A 15841-nucleotide genomic window follows, 5' to 3' on the forward strand; every position below is an offset into this window, starting at 1 on the left:
GGAGAACGCGCGCGCCCGGCAATTATTGCCCGACACTCGGCAAAAGATACCGGCTAACATCTTGAAAAATAACAAAAATTCTCCGCCTGGATTGTTTTGGCCCCGCGTTCAACGCCTGGAAGCCGTGCGGCATGTGCGCCGCCGGCATTGCGGGTTGGAGATTGCGGGATGAGTTACGCTGCTGATGTCTGGGCTCCCGCCGAGGCCGAGATCACGACGACGCTGCCGGTTGACGAGATCGTGCCCGTGACGCCATCGGTGCCGCTGGCGCCGGACAGCACGCCGGTCGCTGCCGACATCGTCTTCGACGAGGACAGCGAACTCCTGGACAAGCTCGCCACCGGCGACGAGGCCGCGTTCCGCGTGCTGGTCGAGCGTCACATCGATCGCGCCTACGCGATCGCGCTACGCATCGTCGGCAACGCCGCGGATGCCGAAGACGTGGTGCAGGACACCATGCTCAAGATCTGGAGCCATCGCGGGCGCTGGCAGCATGGCCGCGCGAAGTTTTCGACGTGGCTTTACCGCGTCATCTCCAACCGCTGCATCGATCTGCGCCGCAAGCCGCGCAACGAGAATGTCGAGGCCGTGCCGGAAGTCGCCGACGGCCAACCCGGCGCCGTCGAGCTCATCGAGCGGAATGAATTGAACGGTATGCTGGAGCTCGCGATGCAGCGCCTGCCCGAGCAGCAGCGCATCGCGGTGATCTTCTCGTACCACGAGAACATGAGCAACGGCGAGATCGCCCAAGTCATGGACACCACGGTGGCGGCAGTGGAGTCCCTGCTCAAGCGCGGACGTCAGCAGCTGCGCCAATTGCTGCGCAAGCACGAACGCGACATCCGCACTGCGTTCACCGATTGCTAACCATAAAATTCGGCGCGCGAGAATTTTCGCGCCTGATCTCCTTGCGCTCGCCCGTTTGAGCGAACGGACGGGGCTGCGGTCCGCGTCGTCAATCGTCTTCAACGATGCGGCACGCCATGCCCATCAGCACAGGAGTTTCCAATGCCTGCAATTTCCACCAATACCGCGGCGAACTCTGCGGTTCGCTACCTCAACATCAATTCCGCGCAGGAGAGCAGCGCGCTGGCCAAGCTGTCGAGCGGCTCGCGCATCACCTCCGCCTCCGACGATGCCGCCGGCCTCGCGATCTCGACCCGCATCTCGTCGGACGTCACGACCTTGCAGCAGGCTGCGACCAACGCCTCGCAGGCCACGGCCATCCTGCAGACCGCCGACGGCGGTGCCTCCAATATCTCGGACATTCTGGCGCGCATGAAGTCGCTGGCCTCCGAATCGGCCTCGGGCACCACGACCGACTCCAGCCGCGCCTACATCAACTCGGAATTTACGCAGCTCACGAGTGAAATCGATTCGATTGCGAGCGGCACGCGTTATTCCAGCCAGAGCCTGCTCGACGGCTCCAGCGTGTTTGCCTCCGGCGTCTCGGTGCTGGTCGGCTCCTCGGGCTCGGACACCATCACCATCACGCTGACCAGCCTGACGGCGTCCTCGCTCGGTGTTTCGTCGCTCGACGTCAGCTCGCTCTCGGATGCGGCCTCGGCCCTCGACACGCTTGATACCGCGATCGACACGGTCTCGGCCGCCCGCGCCAGCATCGGCGCGCAGGAATCGCGGTTCAACTTCTCGTCCGACTCGATCTCGACCCAGACCCAGAACCTGCAGTCGGCGAACTCGGCGATCAAGGACGTCGATATCGCCGCCGAGCAGGCCACGCTATCCTCGGCCGAGGTGAAGACCCAGGCCGCGGTGTCGGCCGAATCCGCCGCGAACCAGATGCCGCAGTACCTGCTCAAGCTGCTCGGCTAAGCGCTGAGGCCAGTGATCTCCGGGCCGGCATGATGCCGGCCCGGTTCACCCTGGAATGGATCGGGCAGCACAGTGACGTCAGTCAGTTCGAGCACCAGCAGCACCGCCAGCACGAGCGCGTCGAGCGCCTCCACGGTGACCACGACCGGTACGACGACGTCGACCAGCGTGGACTGGAGCGCGCTGATCACCGCCGCGGTGAACGCCAAGCTGACGGCAGCGACAACGATCTCCACCTCGATCACCAACAACGAGGCCAAGGTCTCCGCCTACCAGACGCTCCAGACCGATCTCTCGACGCTCTCCAGCGGCCTGTCCTCGCTCGCGACCGCCGTCGTCAATTCGCTCGCGACCAACGCCTTCGCCACGCGCGCGGCAACCATCAGTTCGTCCGGCGACGTGAGCGCGTCCTCCGCGCTCTCGATGTCCGTCAGCAATGGCGCGGCGACCGGCGACCACACGCTGACCATCAGCCAGGTCGCGACCGCGCAGAAGGTGGTCGGCACCTCGCAGTCGAGCCAGACCAGCGCGCTAGGCTATTCCGGCACGTTCTCCCTCGGGCTCGGCAGCGGCAGCACCGCCGATATCACCGTTACCAGCACGATGTCACTGCAGGACGTCGTCGACGCCATCAACGCCCAGACCTCGACCACCAATGTGCAGGCCTCGATCGTTCAGGTGTCGAGCGGGTCATATGAAATGGTGCTGACCGGCACCGAGGATGCCGCCGACATAAGCTATTCCAGCACGTCCGGCGACGATATTCTGAACGAACTCGGCGTGACCGACAGCACCGGCGCCTTTGCCGACGTGCTGCAGACGTCGCAGGCGGCCGAATTTTCCGTCGATGGCATCTCGATGACGCGAGATACCAACGATATCACCGACGTGCTCACCGGCGTGACCTTCAACCTGCTACAGGCGACGCCGAGCGGAACGTCGCTCAGCATCAGCATCGAGCCCGACACCAGCCAGATCGAAACCGCGGTCGAGAACCTCGTCACCAACTACAACACGTTCCGCGATGCAGTGATCGCGCAGCAGGCGACCGCCTCGGACGGCACGGCGGATTCGAGCGCGGTGCTGTTCGGCGACGGCACCACGCGCGACATCATGGATTCGCTCCAGAACGCGCTCAACAGCACGGTGGGGGGCCTCACCATGGCCGATCTCGGCCTGTCCTTCAACGAGAAGAACGAGCTCGAGCTCGACACCTCGACGCTGTCCAACGTCCTCAGCACGAATTTGAGCGGTGTCACGACGCTGCTGTCGGCGCAGACCAAGACGTCGTCGAGCCAGCTCAGTGTCGTCAACACCGGGACCTCGCCGCAATCCTTCACGCTCGATCTCACGGTGGATTCGTCCGGAAACCTCACCTCCGCCTCGGTCGGCGGCGATTCCTCGCTGTTCACGGTCAGCGGCACGACGATCATCGGTGCGGCCGGAACGGCCTATGCCGGTATGGCCTTCAGCTATTCCGGGTCGACGTCGCAGTCGATCACGGTGACCTCGACATCGGGTATCGCCACCCAGCTCTATCAGTTGTCCAAGACCTATTCGTCGAGCTCGGGCTCGCTGCAGACGCTGATCACGAACCTGACCGATCGCGACACCGAGCTTCAGCAGAAGGTCGACGACATCGAGAGCGCCGCGTCGGCCTACCAGACCCAGCTCCAGACCCAATACGCGAATTACCAGGCCGCGATCACGAGCGCGAACAACACGCTCACCTATCTCAAGGCCTTGCTTAACTCCAGCTCGAGTAGTTGATGATGCATAATCCGATGGCGTACATGGCCAATCAGGCCTATCGGGGCGCGGCCACCAGCGTGCCGCCGCTGAAGGCGATCTCGATGCTGCTGGGCGGCGCGATCACCTTCTTCCAGAAGTCGCTGGCCGCGCAGGAAGCGCGGCGCTTCGAGGAGGCGCACGACTATTTGCTGAAGGCGACCGCGATCCTGCGCGGGCTCAGCCATAATCTCGACTTCACCAAGGGTGGGGCCAAGGGTCGGGCAGTGGCCGAGCGGTTGTTCCAGACCTACAGCAGCCTGATCGTGGCGAGCCACAAGGCGTTCGGCCGGCCGCATGCGCGGGAGAGCTTTCAGCGCATCATCGCGGCCGTGACCGAACTACGAGAGGCCTGGGAGCAGGTCGACGCGACGGTGCGGACCGGCAAGGCCGCGCCGGTCGATTCGGCCCGCACGGGCTGAAAGGCGAGGGGCGGCGGGTCGTCGAAGCGTCCCGCCGATCTTTGCTCCGCAGTTTGGGCCTCTTTCCGTAGTGGCCCGGGCACTTTTGGCGCGTGAGGCCGCCGGAAATCGGTTTCCGCCGCACCTGCGATGCTTTATGATGGGCCTGACCGAGGCGGGATCGGCGGGCGATGGACGTCACCGAGTTTGAGGAACTGATCGATCGGCTGGGCGAGGATCTCTCCCTCTGGCCCGACGATCGGCGCTTGCCTGCGCAAGAGCTGCTCGCGCGTTCCACCGCCGCCCAGGCCTTGCTGGAAGAGATGCGCACCTTGCGCCACGCGCTCGCGGCTCCCCCGGTGCGGGCACCCGCCGGCCTCGCCGACCGCATCGCGGCCGCGGCTGCAAAAACGAAGAGCGACATCGCCGAGCCGCGCACCGAAGGCGAGACCGCGGGGAGCTGAACGGCTCTTCTGATTTTTCCCATTGCTCCAAGAGATCGTCATGCCGGGGCTTGTCCCACGGCTGTCCGGTTTAGGTTTGAGGAAGACCTAGGCACATCTGCCGCTGATCTTGGACGGTCGGCGGCGGGGCGAGCAAGTTGTCGATACGGCGGCGTTGCATGAGATTAGCGCGAACCAGCCTTGCGAAGACGAGCGGACTTCGAATGGCTTGCTGCGTGGCCTGAGCGAGGCGCAGCAGCAGGAAGGCGATCAGGGCAACGGCAATCTGGATTCGCACGGCGTTTTCTGAGGTGCCAACGAAGCGAGTGATCTTGAGGGTCTGCTTGACCCAGCGGAAGAACAGCTCGATGGCCCAGCGGCGGCGGTAAAGATCGGCGATGTCCTCGGCGCTGGCATCGAGATCGTTCGACAGCAGGCGCAGCACCTTTCCTGTCTCGGTGGTGATGCGCACCTCGCGCACCGCATCCTGCATCGGGTTGCGGCGGCATCTGGCTTGGCGTGCCGGGAGGAAGCCGATGCGATCGGACAGGATGTTGCTGTCCGGGGTGACCGGCAGCTCCTTGACCACATCGATCGGGGTGTTGGATTTGAACCGGCTGACAATGCGGCAGCCGACGGCATCAAGCTCGGCCCACCAGGCATAATCGTAATATCCGAGGTCGAAGACATAGGTCGCACCCGGCGTGATCGGCATCTGATGGGCTGCAGTGATGTCGTTGACGTTAGCAGCACTGACCGCGGCATAGATCGGACGATCGGCGTCGGCATCGTAGATCACGTGCACCTTGGCGCCGCAGACCCCGGACGAGAACCGGGCCCAGCCGGAGCTGTGCTCGTTCAAACGCACACTCGTGGAATCAATTAGATAGGTCGTCTCGGCGAGCTTGCGGCGCAGCCCGCGATGGGCCTGCTTCATCATGACTTCCAGCAGTTCGCCGAACACCGCAACAGGCCGCTTGGCATTGGCATCCGACATCGTCGACCGGCGGACCGGATCCGCGCCCAGATGATAGAGCCGGGCCGCGTGGCTCGAAAGCCCGGTCACGATCTCGCGCAAGCCCGAGGCGCCCGACAGCTGGCCGTAGAGCAGTGCCACAAACTGGCCCTTGGTCGAGAGCCGGCGAACCCGCGCGTCGGCATCATGATCGTCCACAAGCGCCTCGAACCGATGCCACGGCACAAGCTTCAGCAGATCGCGAAATACTGTATTGTGGTGCGGCATGGCGCTGATCTCCATTCGTGTCCCGGAACGCTTGCAGACGTCCAGGATCGAGTAGAATCAACGCCATGCGCTTCGTCCAATAAATTTAAACCGGACAGCCGTGGGCTTGTCCCGGGCATCCACGTTCTTGAGATTGCGAGCGTCGCGTGGATGGCCGGGACAAGCCCGGCGATGACGTTGTGGAAGCGTTTCACGCGCTTCCACGAGGCAGATTTTGCCTAATCGAAAGCGAATTCCTCGCGGGTGAATCCGCGCCTGAATCCGCGCAGCCACGCGTTTCATCAGCACACAGATTTCAAGCGCACCGACCGGCATCGCCGTCGCCGGCTGCGCGAGAAAGCCGGAGTTCCTGATGACAGTTTCCGCAACGAGTTCTGCAACGACTGCGACCACGACGACATCGTCATCGTCGAGCACGTCGTCCAGTTCGTCGCTCACCTCCAGCGATTTCCTGAGCCTGCTCGTCAGCGAGCTGCAGAACCAGGATCCGTTGAACGCGACCTCGACCACCGACTTCATCAATCAGCTCACCTCCTACGCCAATTTCAGCCAGCAGCAGTCGATCAACACCAATCTGTCCTCGCTCGCGAGCTCGTTCTCGAGCCTGGTGACGCTGAACTCGGTGAACTATATCGGCCACACCGTCGAGGCGAAGACCGACACCGCGACCTTGAGCAACGGCTCGGCGACGTTCGGCTACTCGTTGTCCTCGGCCGCGTCCGACGTCGCGATCACCATCAAGGACTCCTCCGGCAACACGGTCTACACCGGCACCGGGACCGGAAATTCCGGCTCCAACACCTTCACCTGGGACGGCAAGAGCTCCAGCGGCACCCAGCTCGCTGACGGCGGCCAGTACACCATCTCGGTGACGGCGACGGATTCCGCCGGCAACTCGGTCCTCAATTACACGACCGTCACCGGCACGGTGACCGGCATCGATACCTCGACATCCACGCCCTCGCTCACCGTGAACGGCGTCTCGGTCAGCGCTTCCAACATCATCGGCGTCACGTCCTGATCGCGCGTCCTGATTTTCTCGGAGTTTCATCATGAGTCTCACCGGTGCACTCTCGTCGGCGATCTCCGCGCTCAGCGCGCAGAGCCAGTCCCTGTCGATGATCAGCGACAACATCGCAAATTCCAGCACGACGGGATACAAAACGACGTCCGCGATGTTCGACGATCTCGTCACCGCGTCGAGCAACACGATGGCCTATGCCTCGGGCGGCGTCACCGTCTCGGGCCGGGCCAACATCACGCAGCAGGGCCTGCTGGCCACGACCTCGAACGCCACCGACGTCGCGATCCAGGGCTCCGGCTTCTTCGTCGTGACCAGCGCCACGTCGGGCGGCACCGTTTCCTATACCCGCAACGGTGCCTTCTCGACCGACAATGCCGGCTATCTCGAGAACAACGGCAGTTACCTGGAGGGTTGGCGCACCGACGCCGACGGCAACGTCGTCGGCAATGAATCGGCGAGCAATCTGGAGGCCATCAACACCCAGGTCGCCTCGACCAGCGGCAGCGCCACGACCAAGACCACGATTGCGGCGAACCTGCCGTCGGATGCGACGACCGGCGACACCTATACCAGCTCGATGACCGTTTACGATTCGCTCGGTGCGGCGAACTCCATGCAGGTCACCTGGACCAAGACCGGGACCAACACCTGGAGTGCGAGCTTCGCCAACCCGACCTCGACATCCGATACCACGACCGCGACCGGCACGGCCTCTGGCACGATCGACATCACCTTCAACAGCGACGGCTCGCTGGCGAGCACCAGCCCGAGTCCGGCGACCGTCGCGGTGACGGGCTGGACCGACGGGGCCGCGGACAGCACGATCACGATGAGTCTCGGCACCGCCGGAGGCACCGACGGTCTGACACAATACGCCTCGGGCGAGACGACGCCGACGGTCAACGTCACCAGCATCTCGTCGGACGGCCTGTCTTACGGCAAGCTGTCCAGCATCTCGATCGGCAAAAATGGCATCGTCGACGCCACCTATTCCAACGGCCAGACCATCGCGATCTACAAGATCGCAGTTGCGACCTTTGCCGATCCAACCGGGCTTTCCGCCGCCAGCGATGGTCTCTATTCCGCGACCGTGGCGTCGGGGAATGCCGCGCTGCAGGCTTCCGGCGAGAACGGCGCAGGCACGATCTACGGCAGCGAGCTGGAATCATCCACCACCGACACTTCCAGCCAGTTCTCCAGCATGATTTCGGCGCAGCAGGCTTATTCGGCCGCGTCGCAGGTCATCTCCACGGTCAACAAGATGTACGACACCCTGATCTCGGCGATGAGGTGAGCGATGCGCGGTGAGAAGGCGAGCGCCGCCGGAGAAGCGCTGCTGCGCCGGCTGCGACGGCTGGTAGCGCGGGCGGCGACCGTCAAGGAAACCGATCACAAGCAGCTCCTCGCGCTGCTCGACGATATCGAGATGACGCGGCGCGGCCTGTTGAAGGAATGCGCGGGAATCGAAAGCGAGATGAGACAGGCGACCGTCAGGACGACTGCGATTGGCGCTTACTTGCGTAACTCGCAAGCCCATCGCGGCAAACGGCATAGTTAGAAGAAGGCCATGACCATGAGTGTAGCCCAAGCCAATCACCAAGCCACGCGGACCAACGCCGCAAATGGCGACGTCCGGATCAAGTCGCTGATCGGGCTGATTGACGTCCTGATCGCGCTGGTCGCCGACGAAAATGCGGAGCTGGCCAAGGGCCTGCCGGCTTCGCGCCTGAAGCAGGTCGACGAGAAGAACCGCCTGGCGGAGATCTTCGAGCGCACGGTCGCGGAGTGCGCGGCCGGTACGACCACCCTGAACGTACGCGACCGGATCCTGCGCGAGCAGCTCCTGGATCGGATTTTCAAGCTGCGCGCGGCGATGGACGAGAACCTGGTGCGTCTGCGCGCCGCGATCGAGGCCAGCAACCGCCGGATCGAGGCCGTCATGCAGGCGATCCGCGAGCAGATCGCCGCGGTGTCGCCCTATGGCGCCTCCGGCCGGGTGGCCGCGCGCGCCGTCTCCAGCGGCACCAGCCGCAGCGCCTGACGAGCCGGGGAGCCCGCCGTGTCGCTCGATATCGCGCGATCGATCGCCTTCAGCGGCCTGTCATCCACGTCGGTGCAGATCAGCGTGACGTCGTCGAACATTTCGAACGCCGACACGACGGGCTATACGAAGAAGACCGCGAACCAGTCGAGCAGCGTCACCAACGGCGTCGGCACCGCCGTCACGGTGACGGGCATCACCTCGACGGTCGACAAGCTGCTGTTGAAGTCGCTGGTCAGCGCGGACTCCGATCTCGGTTCGGCCGACACGACCAATAGCTATCTGACCTCGCTGGAGAAGCTCTACGGCTCGACCAGCAGCACCGACAGCTCGTCGACCGGGACCTCGCTGGCCAACAGCATCGCCTCGCTGGAATCGGCGCTGTCGTCGCTGGCGAGCACGCCGAGCAGCGCTTCGCTGCAGTCCAACGTCGTCAGCGCGCTCGACGACGTCACGAGTCAGTTGCGCGAGACCTCGAGCGGCATCCAGAAGCTTCGCGCCAATGCCGACCAGGACATCTCGTCGGCGATCGACGACGTCAACACGGACCTGCAGAACATCGTGGACCTGAACGCCGAGATCAAGCAGACGGCGGCTACCGGCCAGTCGACCGCCGACCTGGAGGACCAGCGCAATACCGCGCTCCAGGACGTCGCCTCCAAGATGAACGTCAGCTACTACACGGCGTCGAACGGTGATCTCCAGGTCTATACGACGACCGGGCAGGCGCTGGTCGACTCTTCCGCCCACAAGATCAGCTATACCGCCGCAGCGAATGTGTCGTCGTCGACGACCTACACGGCGGGGTCCTCATCGAGCGGCTTCAGCGCGATCACGGTGAACGGCGTCGATATCACCTCCCAGATCACCGGCGGCAGCATTGGCGCGCTGATCACGCTCCGCGACAAGACCTTGCCTGCGGCACAGTCCCAACTCGACCAGCTCGCAACCCAGCTCGCCTCCGCGGTCAATACCGTCTCGAACAGCGCCTCTTCGGTGCCGGCGCCGACCACTCTGACCGGCACGACCAGCGTGACCAGCGGCACGGCGCTGTCCGCCACCGGCACGGTACGCCTTGCTGTCACCGACCAGAGCGGAAATCTGGTTTCCTACAGCGATCTCGACCTGTCGTCCTACTCCACGGTCGGGGATCTCGTCACCGCCATCAACGGCATTTCAGGGATGTCGGCATCGGTCGATGCGGACGGCCATCTCTCGATTACGGCGACCGGCTCGGGCAACGGTGTCGCCATCAACGAGATGACGAGCTCGGTCGGCAGCTCGAGCGAGGGATTTTCGGACTATTTCGGCCTCAACGACCTCGTGACCGGAACGAGCGCGTCGGATATCGCGGTCAACAGCGGCATCCTGTCAGGCACCAACGAACTCCAGCTTGCCACGCTGGATTCCTCGTCGAGCCTTACGGTCGGCAGCAGTGTGCTGACATCGGGATCGGCGACCACGGTCAATGCGTTCTATAGCGCATTGACGGCCTCCCGGACGTTCTCGTCCACCGGAGGGCTCGCCGCCACCACCGGTTCCTTTGCCGACTATGCTTCGACCATCGTGGCCGACGTCGCGAGCAAATCCTCGCAGGCGTCCACCAACTACACCGCCAAGGAGACGGCGCAATCGACCTATGCGAGCTCGCTGTCGTCGCAGTCGGGCGTCAACCTCGACGAGGAATCAGCCAATCTGAGCACGCTTCAGAACCAGTATTCGGCGGCCTCGGCGCTGATCTCGGCGATCAACGCGATGTACTCGGCGCTCATCTCCGCCGTGCAGTCGTCGTAGGGCGCGGGGAGCACAACCATGGTCGCGATGCGGATCGCCACGTTCGCCCAGTCGAGCAAGATGATCGCCGATGCGATGCGCGTGGAGTCGGTGATGGCCAACGAGCAGGTCCAGGAATCCTCCGGCGTGGTCTCGACCGATTTCGGCGGCTACGGCTCGAATGCGCAGCATGTCGTCAATCTCCAGGTGTCGGTGATGCGCGCGCAGTCCTATATCGATGCGGCCACGCTCGCCGACAGCAAGGTGCAGGTGATGTATTCGGCCGTCGGGTCGATGACGGACATCATCACGCAGCTTCGCTCCCAGCTTAGCGCCGCCTCGACCGGAAGCTCGACCGAGACAACCTCGGTGATCTCTTCAGCCCAGCAGATGCTCCAGGAAATGGGCTCGCTGATGAACACGCAATATGACGGCCAGTATGTCTTTGCCGGCGGCAAGACCGACACGGCGCCGGTGGACCTCACCAGCTTTTCGTCGGGCACGGGTTCGACCACCACGGCGGATGCCAGCTACTACCAGGGCGATGACGAGATTGCGTCGGTGCGTGTCGCCACCGACAATACCGTTTCGTACGGCGTCACGGCGGATAATTCGGCGTTCGAGGAAGTGATGCGCGTGCTGAAGTTCGTGGCCAACAGCACCTCGCTGTCTTCCTCGGACATTTCCAGCGCGCTCGATCTCGCCGGCACGGCACTCGATGATACCGCGGCGGTGCAGGCAAAACTCTCAGGTTCCGCGTCTTCGATCGAGGCGGCAAGTGCACGCCAGACCGACTACAAGAGCTACGCCGAGAGCCTGTCGAACGATCTCACCGGCGTCGATGTCGCCGCCATCACCGCGCAGCTCTCGACCTACCAGGCACAGCTCACGGCCTCCTATTCGGCGATGTCAAAGATTCTCAGCATAAATCTCGCGAGCTACCTGAAATAGCCGAGGCCTAATCGGCCGCGATCCGCTCCATCGCCATGGCGCGGAGCTTTGCGCGCTGGATCTTGACGCCATTGGCGCTGTCGGTGACAGGGAAGGCGTCCACGGCATAGATCCTCGCGGGAACCTTGTAGCTGGCTAGCCGCTCGCGCAGGCGCGCCGTCAGCACCTCCTGTCGCGGCGGAGTCCCGGCCGGAATGACAAAGGCGACGCAGCGCGCCTGGCCCTTCAGATCGACCGCGACGACCTGGGCATCGGCGACGCCGGCACAAGCCTTGAGTTCGTCCTCGATCTCCCCGGGCGCGACCAGGAAGCCACCGAGCCGCATGGCGTCGCCGGCGCGGGTTTCATAGACGAAGGCGCCGCCGCGCAGCCTGCCGATATCGCCGGTGCGAAAGAAGCCGTCCGCGGTGATCGCAGCGCGCGTCGCATCGGCATTATTGAAATAGCCGAGGAAGCGCGACGGCGCGCTGATCTCGATCTCGCCGGAGGTGCCTTGCGCCGCAAGTTCCCCGGTCTCGGTGTCGCGCACGCGGACCTTCGCTTCGGGAGACATCGGCCAGCCGCCGCCCTCGATGCGATCGGCAAAGGCGTCGCTGGCGCGGGCGATCGAGAACAGCGCCTGCACCTCGCTCGAGCCGTAGAGGCCGAACAGCGGCAGGCCGCGCGCCTCGGCCTCCGCAGCCAGTCCGCGCCAGCCGGGCTGGAATGCGGCGAAGCCGCAGATTTCGAGATGCGGAAAGGGCCGCGGCGCGTCGGTCAGCGCGAGGATGCGGCGGAACATCTCGTCGGAGCCGAAGGCGTGCGTGATCTTGTGCGCGCTGAGGATCTTCAGGGCCGGCGCCGCCTCGAAGGCGTCGAGCACATGAACGGCCGCGCCGGCGGCGATGAAGCCGAGCAGGCTCGTCATGCCGAAGGTGCCGCAGAACGGCAGCATTGCCAGCAGCGCGTGACGCTGTGGAGAAAGCCGGAGCGCCTTGGCAACGGCGTTGGCATGGGTTGCCAGCGTTCGCTGCGAATGCGCGACCAGCTTCGGACCGTTGGTCGTGCCCGACGTGGTGTAGAGCAGCAGCGGCAGATCGATATCGTCCTGAGAAGGAGCCGGCGGGTAGGGCTTGTCGAACGCATCGAAGCGTATGCAGGGCCATTGCGCCGGGATCGCACCGGCGCCGACCACCGCGAGCTTCTTCAGCGCGGGCACCTCGTCCCTGGCGATGTCAGCAAGAATGGCGGCGAAATCGATCGAGCGGAACGCCGCCTCGACCACGAGCAGCTTCGCGCCGGACAGTCTCAGGAGGTGCGCGACTTCCGCGCTGCGATAGCGCGTGTTGACGGCGGCAACGATCGCACCTAGCCGGGCCGCCGCAAACAGGAGCGCGATCCATTCGATCCGATTGACCAGCCAGACCGCGACAACGTCGCCCTTGCCGATATCCTGCGCGGCAAGCCAGGCCGTGGTCTGCTCGACCTTCCCAACAAACTCCGCGCGCGAGACGGGCACGCCGTCGAACACAAAGGCGGGATCGGCGGAGATCTCCGTCCCGGTCAACGATTGCAGTGAAACATCGTCGGCGTCCATGACAACCGGAGTAGCCCGATCGCGCAAACCTGTCTACTTGGTGCCGAACATCCGGTCGCCGGCATCGCCGAGACCCGGCACAATGTAGCCGTGATCGTTCAGGCACTCGTCGATTGCGGCGGTCCAGATCGGCACGTCGGGATGTTCGCTCTGGAATTGGGCGATGCCCTCCGGCGCGGCCAGAAGACAGACGAAGCGGATGTCGCGGGCGCCGCGGTCCTTGAGCAGCGACGCTCCGGCGCAGGCCGAATTGCCGGTCGCCAGCATCGGGTCCATCAGGATGACGGTGCGGTCGGACAGGTCTTGCGGCGCCTTGAAGTAGTATTCCACGGCCTGCAATGTCTCGGGGTCGCGGTAGAGCCCGATATGGGCGATACGGGCCGAGGGCATCAGTGCCAGCATGCCGTCGAGGAAGCCGACGCCGGCGCGCAGGATCGGCGCCAGCGTGAGCTTCTTGCCGGCGATCTTCGGCGCCTGCATCGGCGAGATCGGTGTCTCGATCTCGACCAGCTCCAGCGGCAGGTCGCGCGTCACCTCGTAGCCGAGCAGCATCCCGATCTCGTTCAGGATCTCGCGAAAGCTCTTGGTCGAGCGGTCCTTCTCCCGCATCAGGGAAAGCTTGTGCTGGACCAGGGGGTGGGCGACGACATTCACGCTGCTTGTGCTCATACAACCGATCTAACACGGTTCCGAGAAACTGCGCCAGATCGGCCGGGCGTTTTCCGCACAGAGAGCGGGGGCCCTATCCCGGCATTGCAACCGCCGTTCGTGCCCGGTTGCTCGCCTCGTAGGCAGCCATGGTCAATTCGCGGTCGATCGCCACGCGGATGGCGTCCATGGCCGGCTGACGCAACCGCCTCTTGGCGGTCGCGTGCGACGGCTTGTGAATGGCGCGCAGCGCGGCGATGGTCTCCTCGAGTGTGCGATCGATCGCCTCCGGCGCAACCACGCGATCGAGAAAGCCGGCCGTCAGCGCCTCGTCGGGCTCGTACATCTCGCCCAGCGCTGCGGTGCGGCTGAGCCAGGCCGGATGCAGGCGGCTGCGTGCGAGCTCGATGGCGAAACTCGGTGGCGCGATTCCGATCGCAACCTCGTTCAGCCCCATCCGGTGCGGCCCGCGCGCGCCCAGCCTGACGTCGCAGGCGAGCAGCAGAAAGGTCCCCATCGGAAAGGCGTGGCCTTCCATCACGCCGATGATGGGATGCGGAAACGACATCAGCCGCAGCGCCAGCTCGGCGCCGGCCCGGACCATGTCCAGGCTCTTTGCGGCATCGCCCGCGGCGAACACCTTCAGGTCGAAACCGGCGGAGAAGATGCCCGGCCGCGCTGAGCACAGCACCACGATTTCGGCTTCCTTCTCGGCACGGTCGAAGGCGGCTCCAATCTCGTCCAGCATCGCCGTCGACATCACATTCACCTTGCCGTCGTCGAGCACGATCCGCGCCACGCCATCCTTCAGTTCGTAATTCACGCCCATGGGCATCTTGATCTCCCTGTCGTTGCCACGGGCTTGACTGTCGGGAGCTGATGTAGACCAATCAATATAATTCTTACCCCGGAGGAGAGCCCATGCCGGCCGTGCCAAGACACCGCCAGCCCATCATCGACGCCGCGGTGACGCTATTCCGCCGCCAGGGATTTGCCCGCACCGGCCTCAACGATATCGTCGACGTCAGCGGCGCACCGAAGGGCTCGCTCTATCACTACTTTCCGGATGGTAAATCCTCGATTGCCGTGGCTGCGGTCGAGGAGGCGGGCCGCCGCGTGGCGGCGACCATCGCCAAGCTCGCGGACGAGTGTGGCTCGACGGCTGAGCTGCTCCGGGCGCACGCAAGATTGCTGGCGGGGTGGATGCAGGGCTCCGGCTTTCGCAACGGCTGCCCGATCACGACCGTGCTGCTCGAGCTTGCGCCGCGCGAGCGCGCCGTGGCGGAAGCCGGGCGCAAGGCTTATGCGGCACGCATTGCGCTGCTTCGCGACAAGCTGATTGCAGATGGCTTTGCCAGGCCACGGGCGGAGACACTTGCCGTGCTCTGCACCTCGGCGCTTCAGGGCGCGCTGGTGCAGGCCCGTGTCGAGCGCAGCGGCCGGCCGATCGAGATGACCGCGGCGGAGTTGGCCCGGCTGATCGAAGCTGAAGAGGCGAGGTAAGGGATCTAGACGCCGAGCCCGCGCGCTGCGAGCGTGATCACGATGGTCAGGACCGCACCCCAGACCAGGCTCAACGTCATGATCAGGATGGTCGTGGTGACCGCGTGTTCGAGATCTCCCCTAAGCAACGGCATGCTAATTGTCCGAGGCGGGCGCCGCGGTGAGGCGCATGCCGAGCAGCAATGCGCCCATCAGCGCGAGCAGCAGGGCGATCTTGAATTCGATCATGTCGCGTTACCTCGCGAGGCGTGCCAGGAGCCGTCTGGCTTGCTGGGCCAGCACGATCAGCGGATTGCCACGGTTTTCGGTGTCGAGCTCGAAGGTCTCGGCGGGAAACACCAGCGCACACCGTAACGGCGTGCTCTGGCGGTTGGCGAAGTCGACGGCCGAGCTCTTGAACAGGAACAAGCCGCCGGTGCGGCCGCGTGCCTCGCGCGCGACCCAGAGGCCTGCTCCGTTGCGGCCGATGAAGAAGGCAGGAATGGCGGCGCTGATCACGTCGGGATCGAGCGGCTCGAGCTCCGCCACAGGCTGCCGCCGCGGCGGGTGATGAGTGGCCTGAAGAGCAATCGCGGCCATGGCGGCCTCCTCACACATTTGCAGGGTCATGGTGGTCT

Annotated in this window: 19 protein-coding genes; 12 read left to right on the forward strand and 7 right to left on the reverse strand. The window is 64.5% G+C overall.

The window, feature by feature from the left end:
• The first annotated feature begins 168 nt into the window (after positions 1-168).
• Together ACWAT4_RS09760 and ACWAT4_RS09765 are read left to right on the forward strand one after the other, a co-directional pair.
• Positions 169-867: an RNA polymerase sigma factor gene (locus tag ACWAT4_RS09760; protein WP_212299099.1), complete on the forward strand. Its 699-nt coding sequence runs from the start codon at positions 169-171 to the stop codon at positions 865-867.
• A gap of 141 nt (positions 868-1008) precedes the next feature.
• Positions 1009-1833 carry a flagellin gene (locus tag ACWAT4_RS09765; protein WP_212299098.1) on the forward strand — a complete coding sequence of 275 codons (825 nt, stop codon included), beginning with the start codon at positions 1009-1011 and terminating at the stop codon, positions 1831-1833.
• On the opposite strand, the gene ACWAT4_RS09770 is transcribed toward ACWAT4_RS09765, so the two are convergent.
• The gene (locus ACWAT4_RS09770) at positions 1830-2069 is read right to left on the reverse strand and encodes a hypothetical protein (RefSeq protein WP_249149589.1); all 240 of its coding nucleotides are present in this window, start codon (positions 2067-2069) and stop codon (positions 1830-1832) included. The genes ACWAT4_RS09765 and ACWAT4_RS09770 overlap by 4 nt on opposite strands.
• Here ACWAT4_RS09770 and fliD point away from each other — a divergent pair.
• The 3 genes from fliD to ACWAT4_RS09785 all read left to right on the forward strand — a co-directional run bounded on the left by fliD (position 1969) and on the right by ACWAT4_RS09785 (position 4486).
• Complete coding sequence (gene fliD, locus ACWAT4_RS09775) at positions 1969-3603, forward strand: flagellar filament capping protein FliD (protein ID WP_349630941.1); 1635 nt, start codon at positions 1969-1971, stop codon at positions 3601-3603. The two genes, ACWAT4_RS09770 and fliD, sit on opposite strands and share 101 nt — an antisense overlap.
• Positions 3603-4043 carry a flagellar export chaperone FliS gene (locus tag ACWAT4_RS09780; protein ID WP_212299096.1) on the forward strand — a complete coding sequence of 147 codons (441 nt, stop codon included), beginning with the start codon at positions 3603-3605 and terminating at the stop codon, positions 4041-4043. Before fliD ends, ACWAT4_RS09780 begins: the two co-directional genes overlap by 1 nt.
• Before the next feature lie 170 nt (positions 4044-4213).
• On the forward strand, positions 4214-4486 hold the full coding sequence (locus tag ACWAT4_RS09785) for a hypothetical protein (RefSeq protein ID WP_212299095.1): 273 nt from the start codon (positions 4214-4216) through the stop codon (positions 4484-4486).
• Positions 4487-4556: 70 nt separating this feature from the next.
• Here ACWAT4_RS09785 and ACWAT4_RS09790 read toward each other — a convergent pair whose 3' ends face one another.
• Entirely contained in the window at positions 4557-5708 is a 1152-nt protein-coding gene (locus ACWAT4_RS09790; protein WP_212299202.1) for an IS4 family transposase, read from the reverse strand.
• 352 nt (positions 5709-6060) lie between these two features.
• On the opposite strand from ACWAT4_RS09790, the gene ACWAT4_RS09795 reads away from it, so the two are divergent.
• From ACWAT4_RS09795 to ACWAT4_RS09820, 6 genes are read left to right on the forward strand one after another with little or no spacing between them, the layout of a single operon-like run.
• Complete coding sequence (locus ACWAT4_RS09795) at positions 6061-6729, forward strand: flagellar hook assembly protein FlgD (protein WP_212299094.1); 669 nt, start codon at positions 6061-6063, stop codon at positions 6727-6729.
• Positions 6730-6760: 31 nt separating this feature from the next.
• Positions 6761-8026, forward strand: coding sequence for a flagellar hook protein FlgE (gene flgE, locus ACWAT4_RS09800; protein ID WP_212299093.1), 1266 nt, complete (start codon positions 6761-6763; stop codon positions 8024-8026).
• A 3-nt stretch (positions 8027-8029) separates the two neighbouring features.
• Positions 8030-8290 (forward strand): hypothetical protein, encoded by a 261-nt coding sequence (locus ACWAT4_RS09805; protein ID WP_212299092.1) that lies wholly within the window; start codon positions 8030-8032, stop codon positions 8288-8290.
• A 9-nt stretch (positions 8291-8299) separates the two neighbouring features.
• Entirely contained in the window at positions 8300-8773 is a 474-nt protein-coding gene (locus ACWAT4_RS09810; RefSeq protein WP_212299091.1) for a flagellar protein FlgN, read from the forward strand.
• An 18-nt stretch (positions 8774-8791) separates the two neighbouring features.
• Positions 8792-10567, forward strand: a complete 1776-nt coding sequence (gene flgK / locus ACWAT4_RS09815; RefSeq protein WP_212446651.1) for a flagellar hook-associated protein FlgK — start codon at positions 8792-8794, stop codon at positions 10565-10567.
• 18 nt (positions 10568-10585) lie between these two features.
• Positions 10586-11497 (forward strand): flagellin, encoded by a 912-nt coding sequence (locus tag ACWAT4_RS09820; RefSeq protein WP_212446652.1) that lies wholly within the window; start codon positions 10586-10588, stop codon positions 11495-11497.
• 7 nt (positions 11498-11504) lie between these two features.
• Here the strand turns inward: ACWAT4_RS09820 and ACWAT4_RS09825 are convergent, their stop codons facing one another.
• The 3 genes from ACWAT4_RS09825 to ACWAT4_RS09835 form a co-directional block, all read right to left on the reverse strand.
• Positions 11505-13073 (reverse strand): AMP-binding protein, encoded by a 1569-nt coding sequence (locus ACWAT4_RS09825; protein ID WP_212446653.1) that lies wholly within the window; start codon positions 13071-13073, stop codon positions 11505-11507.
• Positions 13074-13106: 33 nt separating this feature from the next.
• Positions 13107-13742, reverse strand: coding sequence for a uracil phosphoribosyltransferase (upp, locus tag ACWAT4_RS09830; RefSeq protein ID WP_212299087.1), 636 nt, complete (start codon positions 13740-13742; stop codon positions 13107-13109).
• A gap of 73 nt (positions 13743-13815) precedes the next feature.
• Entirely contained in the window at positions 13816-14556 is a 741-nt protein-coding gene (locus tag ACWAT4_RS09835) for a crotonase/enoyl-CoA hydratase family protein (protein WP_212446654.1), read from the reverse strand.
• 86 nt (positions 14557-14642) lie between these two features.
• Here ACWAT4_RS09835 and ACWAT4_RS09840 point away from each other — a divergent pair, with 86 nt between their 5' ends.
• The gene (locus tag ACWAT4_RS09840) at positions 14643-15224 is read left to right on the forward strand and encodes a TetR/AcrR family transcriptional regulator (protein ID WP_212446655.1); all 582 of its coding nucleotides are present in this window, start codon (positions 14643-14645) and stop codon (positions 15222-15224) included.
• Between the two features lie 5 nt (positions 15225-15229).
• Here the strand turns inward: ACWAT4_RS09840 and ACWAT4_RS09845 are convergent, their stop codons facing one another.
• Together ACWAT4_RS09845 and ACWAT4_RS09850 are read right to left on the reverse strand one after the other, a co-directional pair.
• Positions 15230-15358 carry a hypothetical protein gene (locus ACWAT4_RS09845; RefSeq protein ID WP_283841649.1) on the reverse strand — a complete coding sequence of 43 codons (129 nt, stop codon included), beginning with the start codon at positions 15356-15358 and terminating at the stop codon, positions 15230-15232.
• 100 nt (positions 15359-15458) lie between these two features.
• Positions 15459-15833: a hypothetical protein gene (locus tag ACWAT4_RS09850; protein WP_212446656.1), complete on the reverse strand. Its 375-nt coding sequence runs from the start codon at positions 15831-15833 to the stop codon at positions 15459-15461.
• Positions 15834-15841 lie beyond the last annotated feature (8 nt).

This window comes from Bradyrhizobium sp. T-1, from assembly GCF_053592855.1.

What these genes read in the sequence shown, in the direction of transcription:
- ACWAT4_RS09760 (WP_212299099.1), top strand. Translation starts at nt 169, where the DNA reads ATGAGTTACGCTGCTGATGTCTGGGCTCCCGCCGAGGCCGAGATCACG.
- ACWAT4_RS09765 (WP_212299098.1), top strand. Translation starts at nt 1,009, where the DNA reads ATGCCTGCAATTTCCACCAATACCGCGGCGAACTCTGCGGTTCGCTAC.
- ACWAT4_RS09780 (WP_212299096.1), top strand. Translation starts at nt 3,603, where the DNA reads ATGATGCATAATCCGATGGCGTACATGGCCAATCAGGCCTATCGGGGC.
- ACWAT4_RS09785 (WP_212299095.1), top strand. Translation starts at nt 4,214, where the DNA reads ATGGACGTCACCGAGTTTGAGGAACTGATCGATCGGCTGGGCGAGGAT.
- ACWAT4_RS09790 (WP_212299202.1), bottom strand. Translation starts at nt 5,708, where the DNA reads ATGCCGCACCACAATACAGTATTTCGCGATCTGCTGAAGCTTGTGCCG.
- ACWAT4_RS09795 (WP_212299094.1), top strand. Translation starts at nt 6,061, where the DNA reads ATGACAGTTTCCGCAACGAGTTCTGCAACGACTGCGACCACGACGACA.
- flgE (WP_212299093.1), top strand. Translation starts at nt 6,761, where the DNA reads ATGAGTCTCACCGGTGCACTCTCGTCGGCGATCTCCGCGCTCAGCGCG.
- ACWAT4_RS09805 (WP_212299092.1), top strand. Translation starts at nt 8,030, where the DNA reads ATGCGCGGTGAGAAGGCGAGCGCCGCCGGAGAAGCGCTGCTGCGCCGG.
- ACWAT4_RS09810 (WP_212299091.1), top strand. Translation starts at nt 8,300, where the DNA reads ATGACCATGAGTGTAGCCCAAGCCAATCACCAAGCCACGCGGACCAAC.
- ACWAT4_RS09820 (WP_212446652.1), top strand. Translation starts at nt 10,586, where the DNA reads ATGGTCGCGATGCGGATCGCCACGTTCGCCCAGTCGAGCAAGATGATC.
- ACWAT4_RS09825 (WP_212446653.1), bottom strand. Translation starts at nt 13,073, where the DNA reads ATGGACGCCGACGATGTTTCACTGCAATCGTTGACCGGGACGGAGATC.
- upp (WP_212299087.1), bottom strand. Translation starts at nt 13,742, where the DNA reads ATGAGCACAAGCAGCGTGAATGTCGTCGCCCACCCCCTGGTCCAGCAC.
- ACWAT4_RS09835 (WP_212446654.1), bottom strand. Translation starts at nt 14,556, where the DNA reads ATGCCCATGGGCGTGAATTACGAACTGAAGGATGGCGTGGCGCGGATC.
- ACWAT4_RS09840 (WP_212446655.1), top strand. Translation starts at nt 14,643, where the DNA reads ATGCCGGCCGTGCCAAGACACCGCCAGCCCATCATCGACGCCGCGGTG.
- ACWAT4_RS09845 (WP_283841649.1), bottom strand. Translation starts at nt 15,358, where the DNA reads ATGCCGTTGCTTAGGGGAGATCTCGAACACGCGGTCACCACGACCATC.
- ACWAT4_RS09850 (WP_212446656.1), bottom strand. Translation starts at nt 15,833, where the DNA reads ATGACCCTGCAAATGTGTGAGGAGGCCGCCATGGCCGCGATTGCTCTT.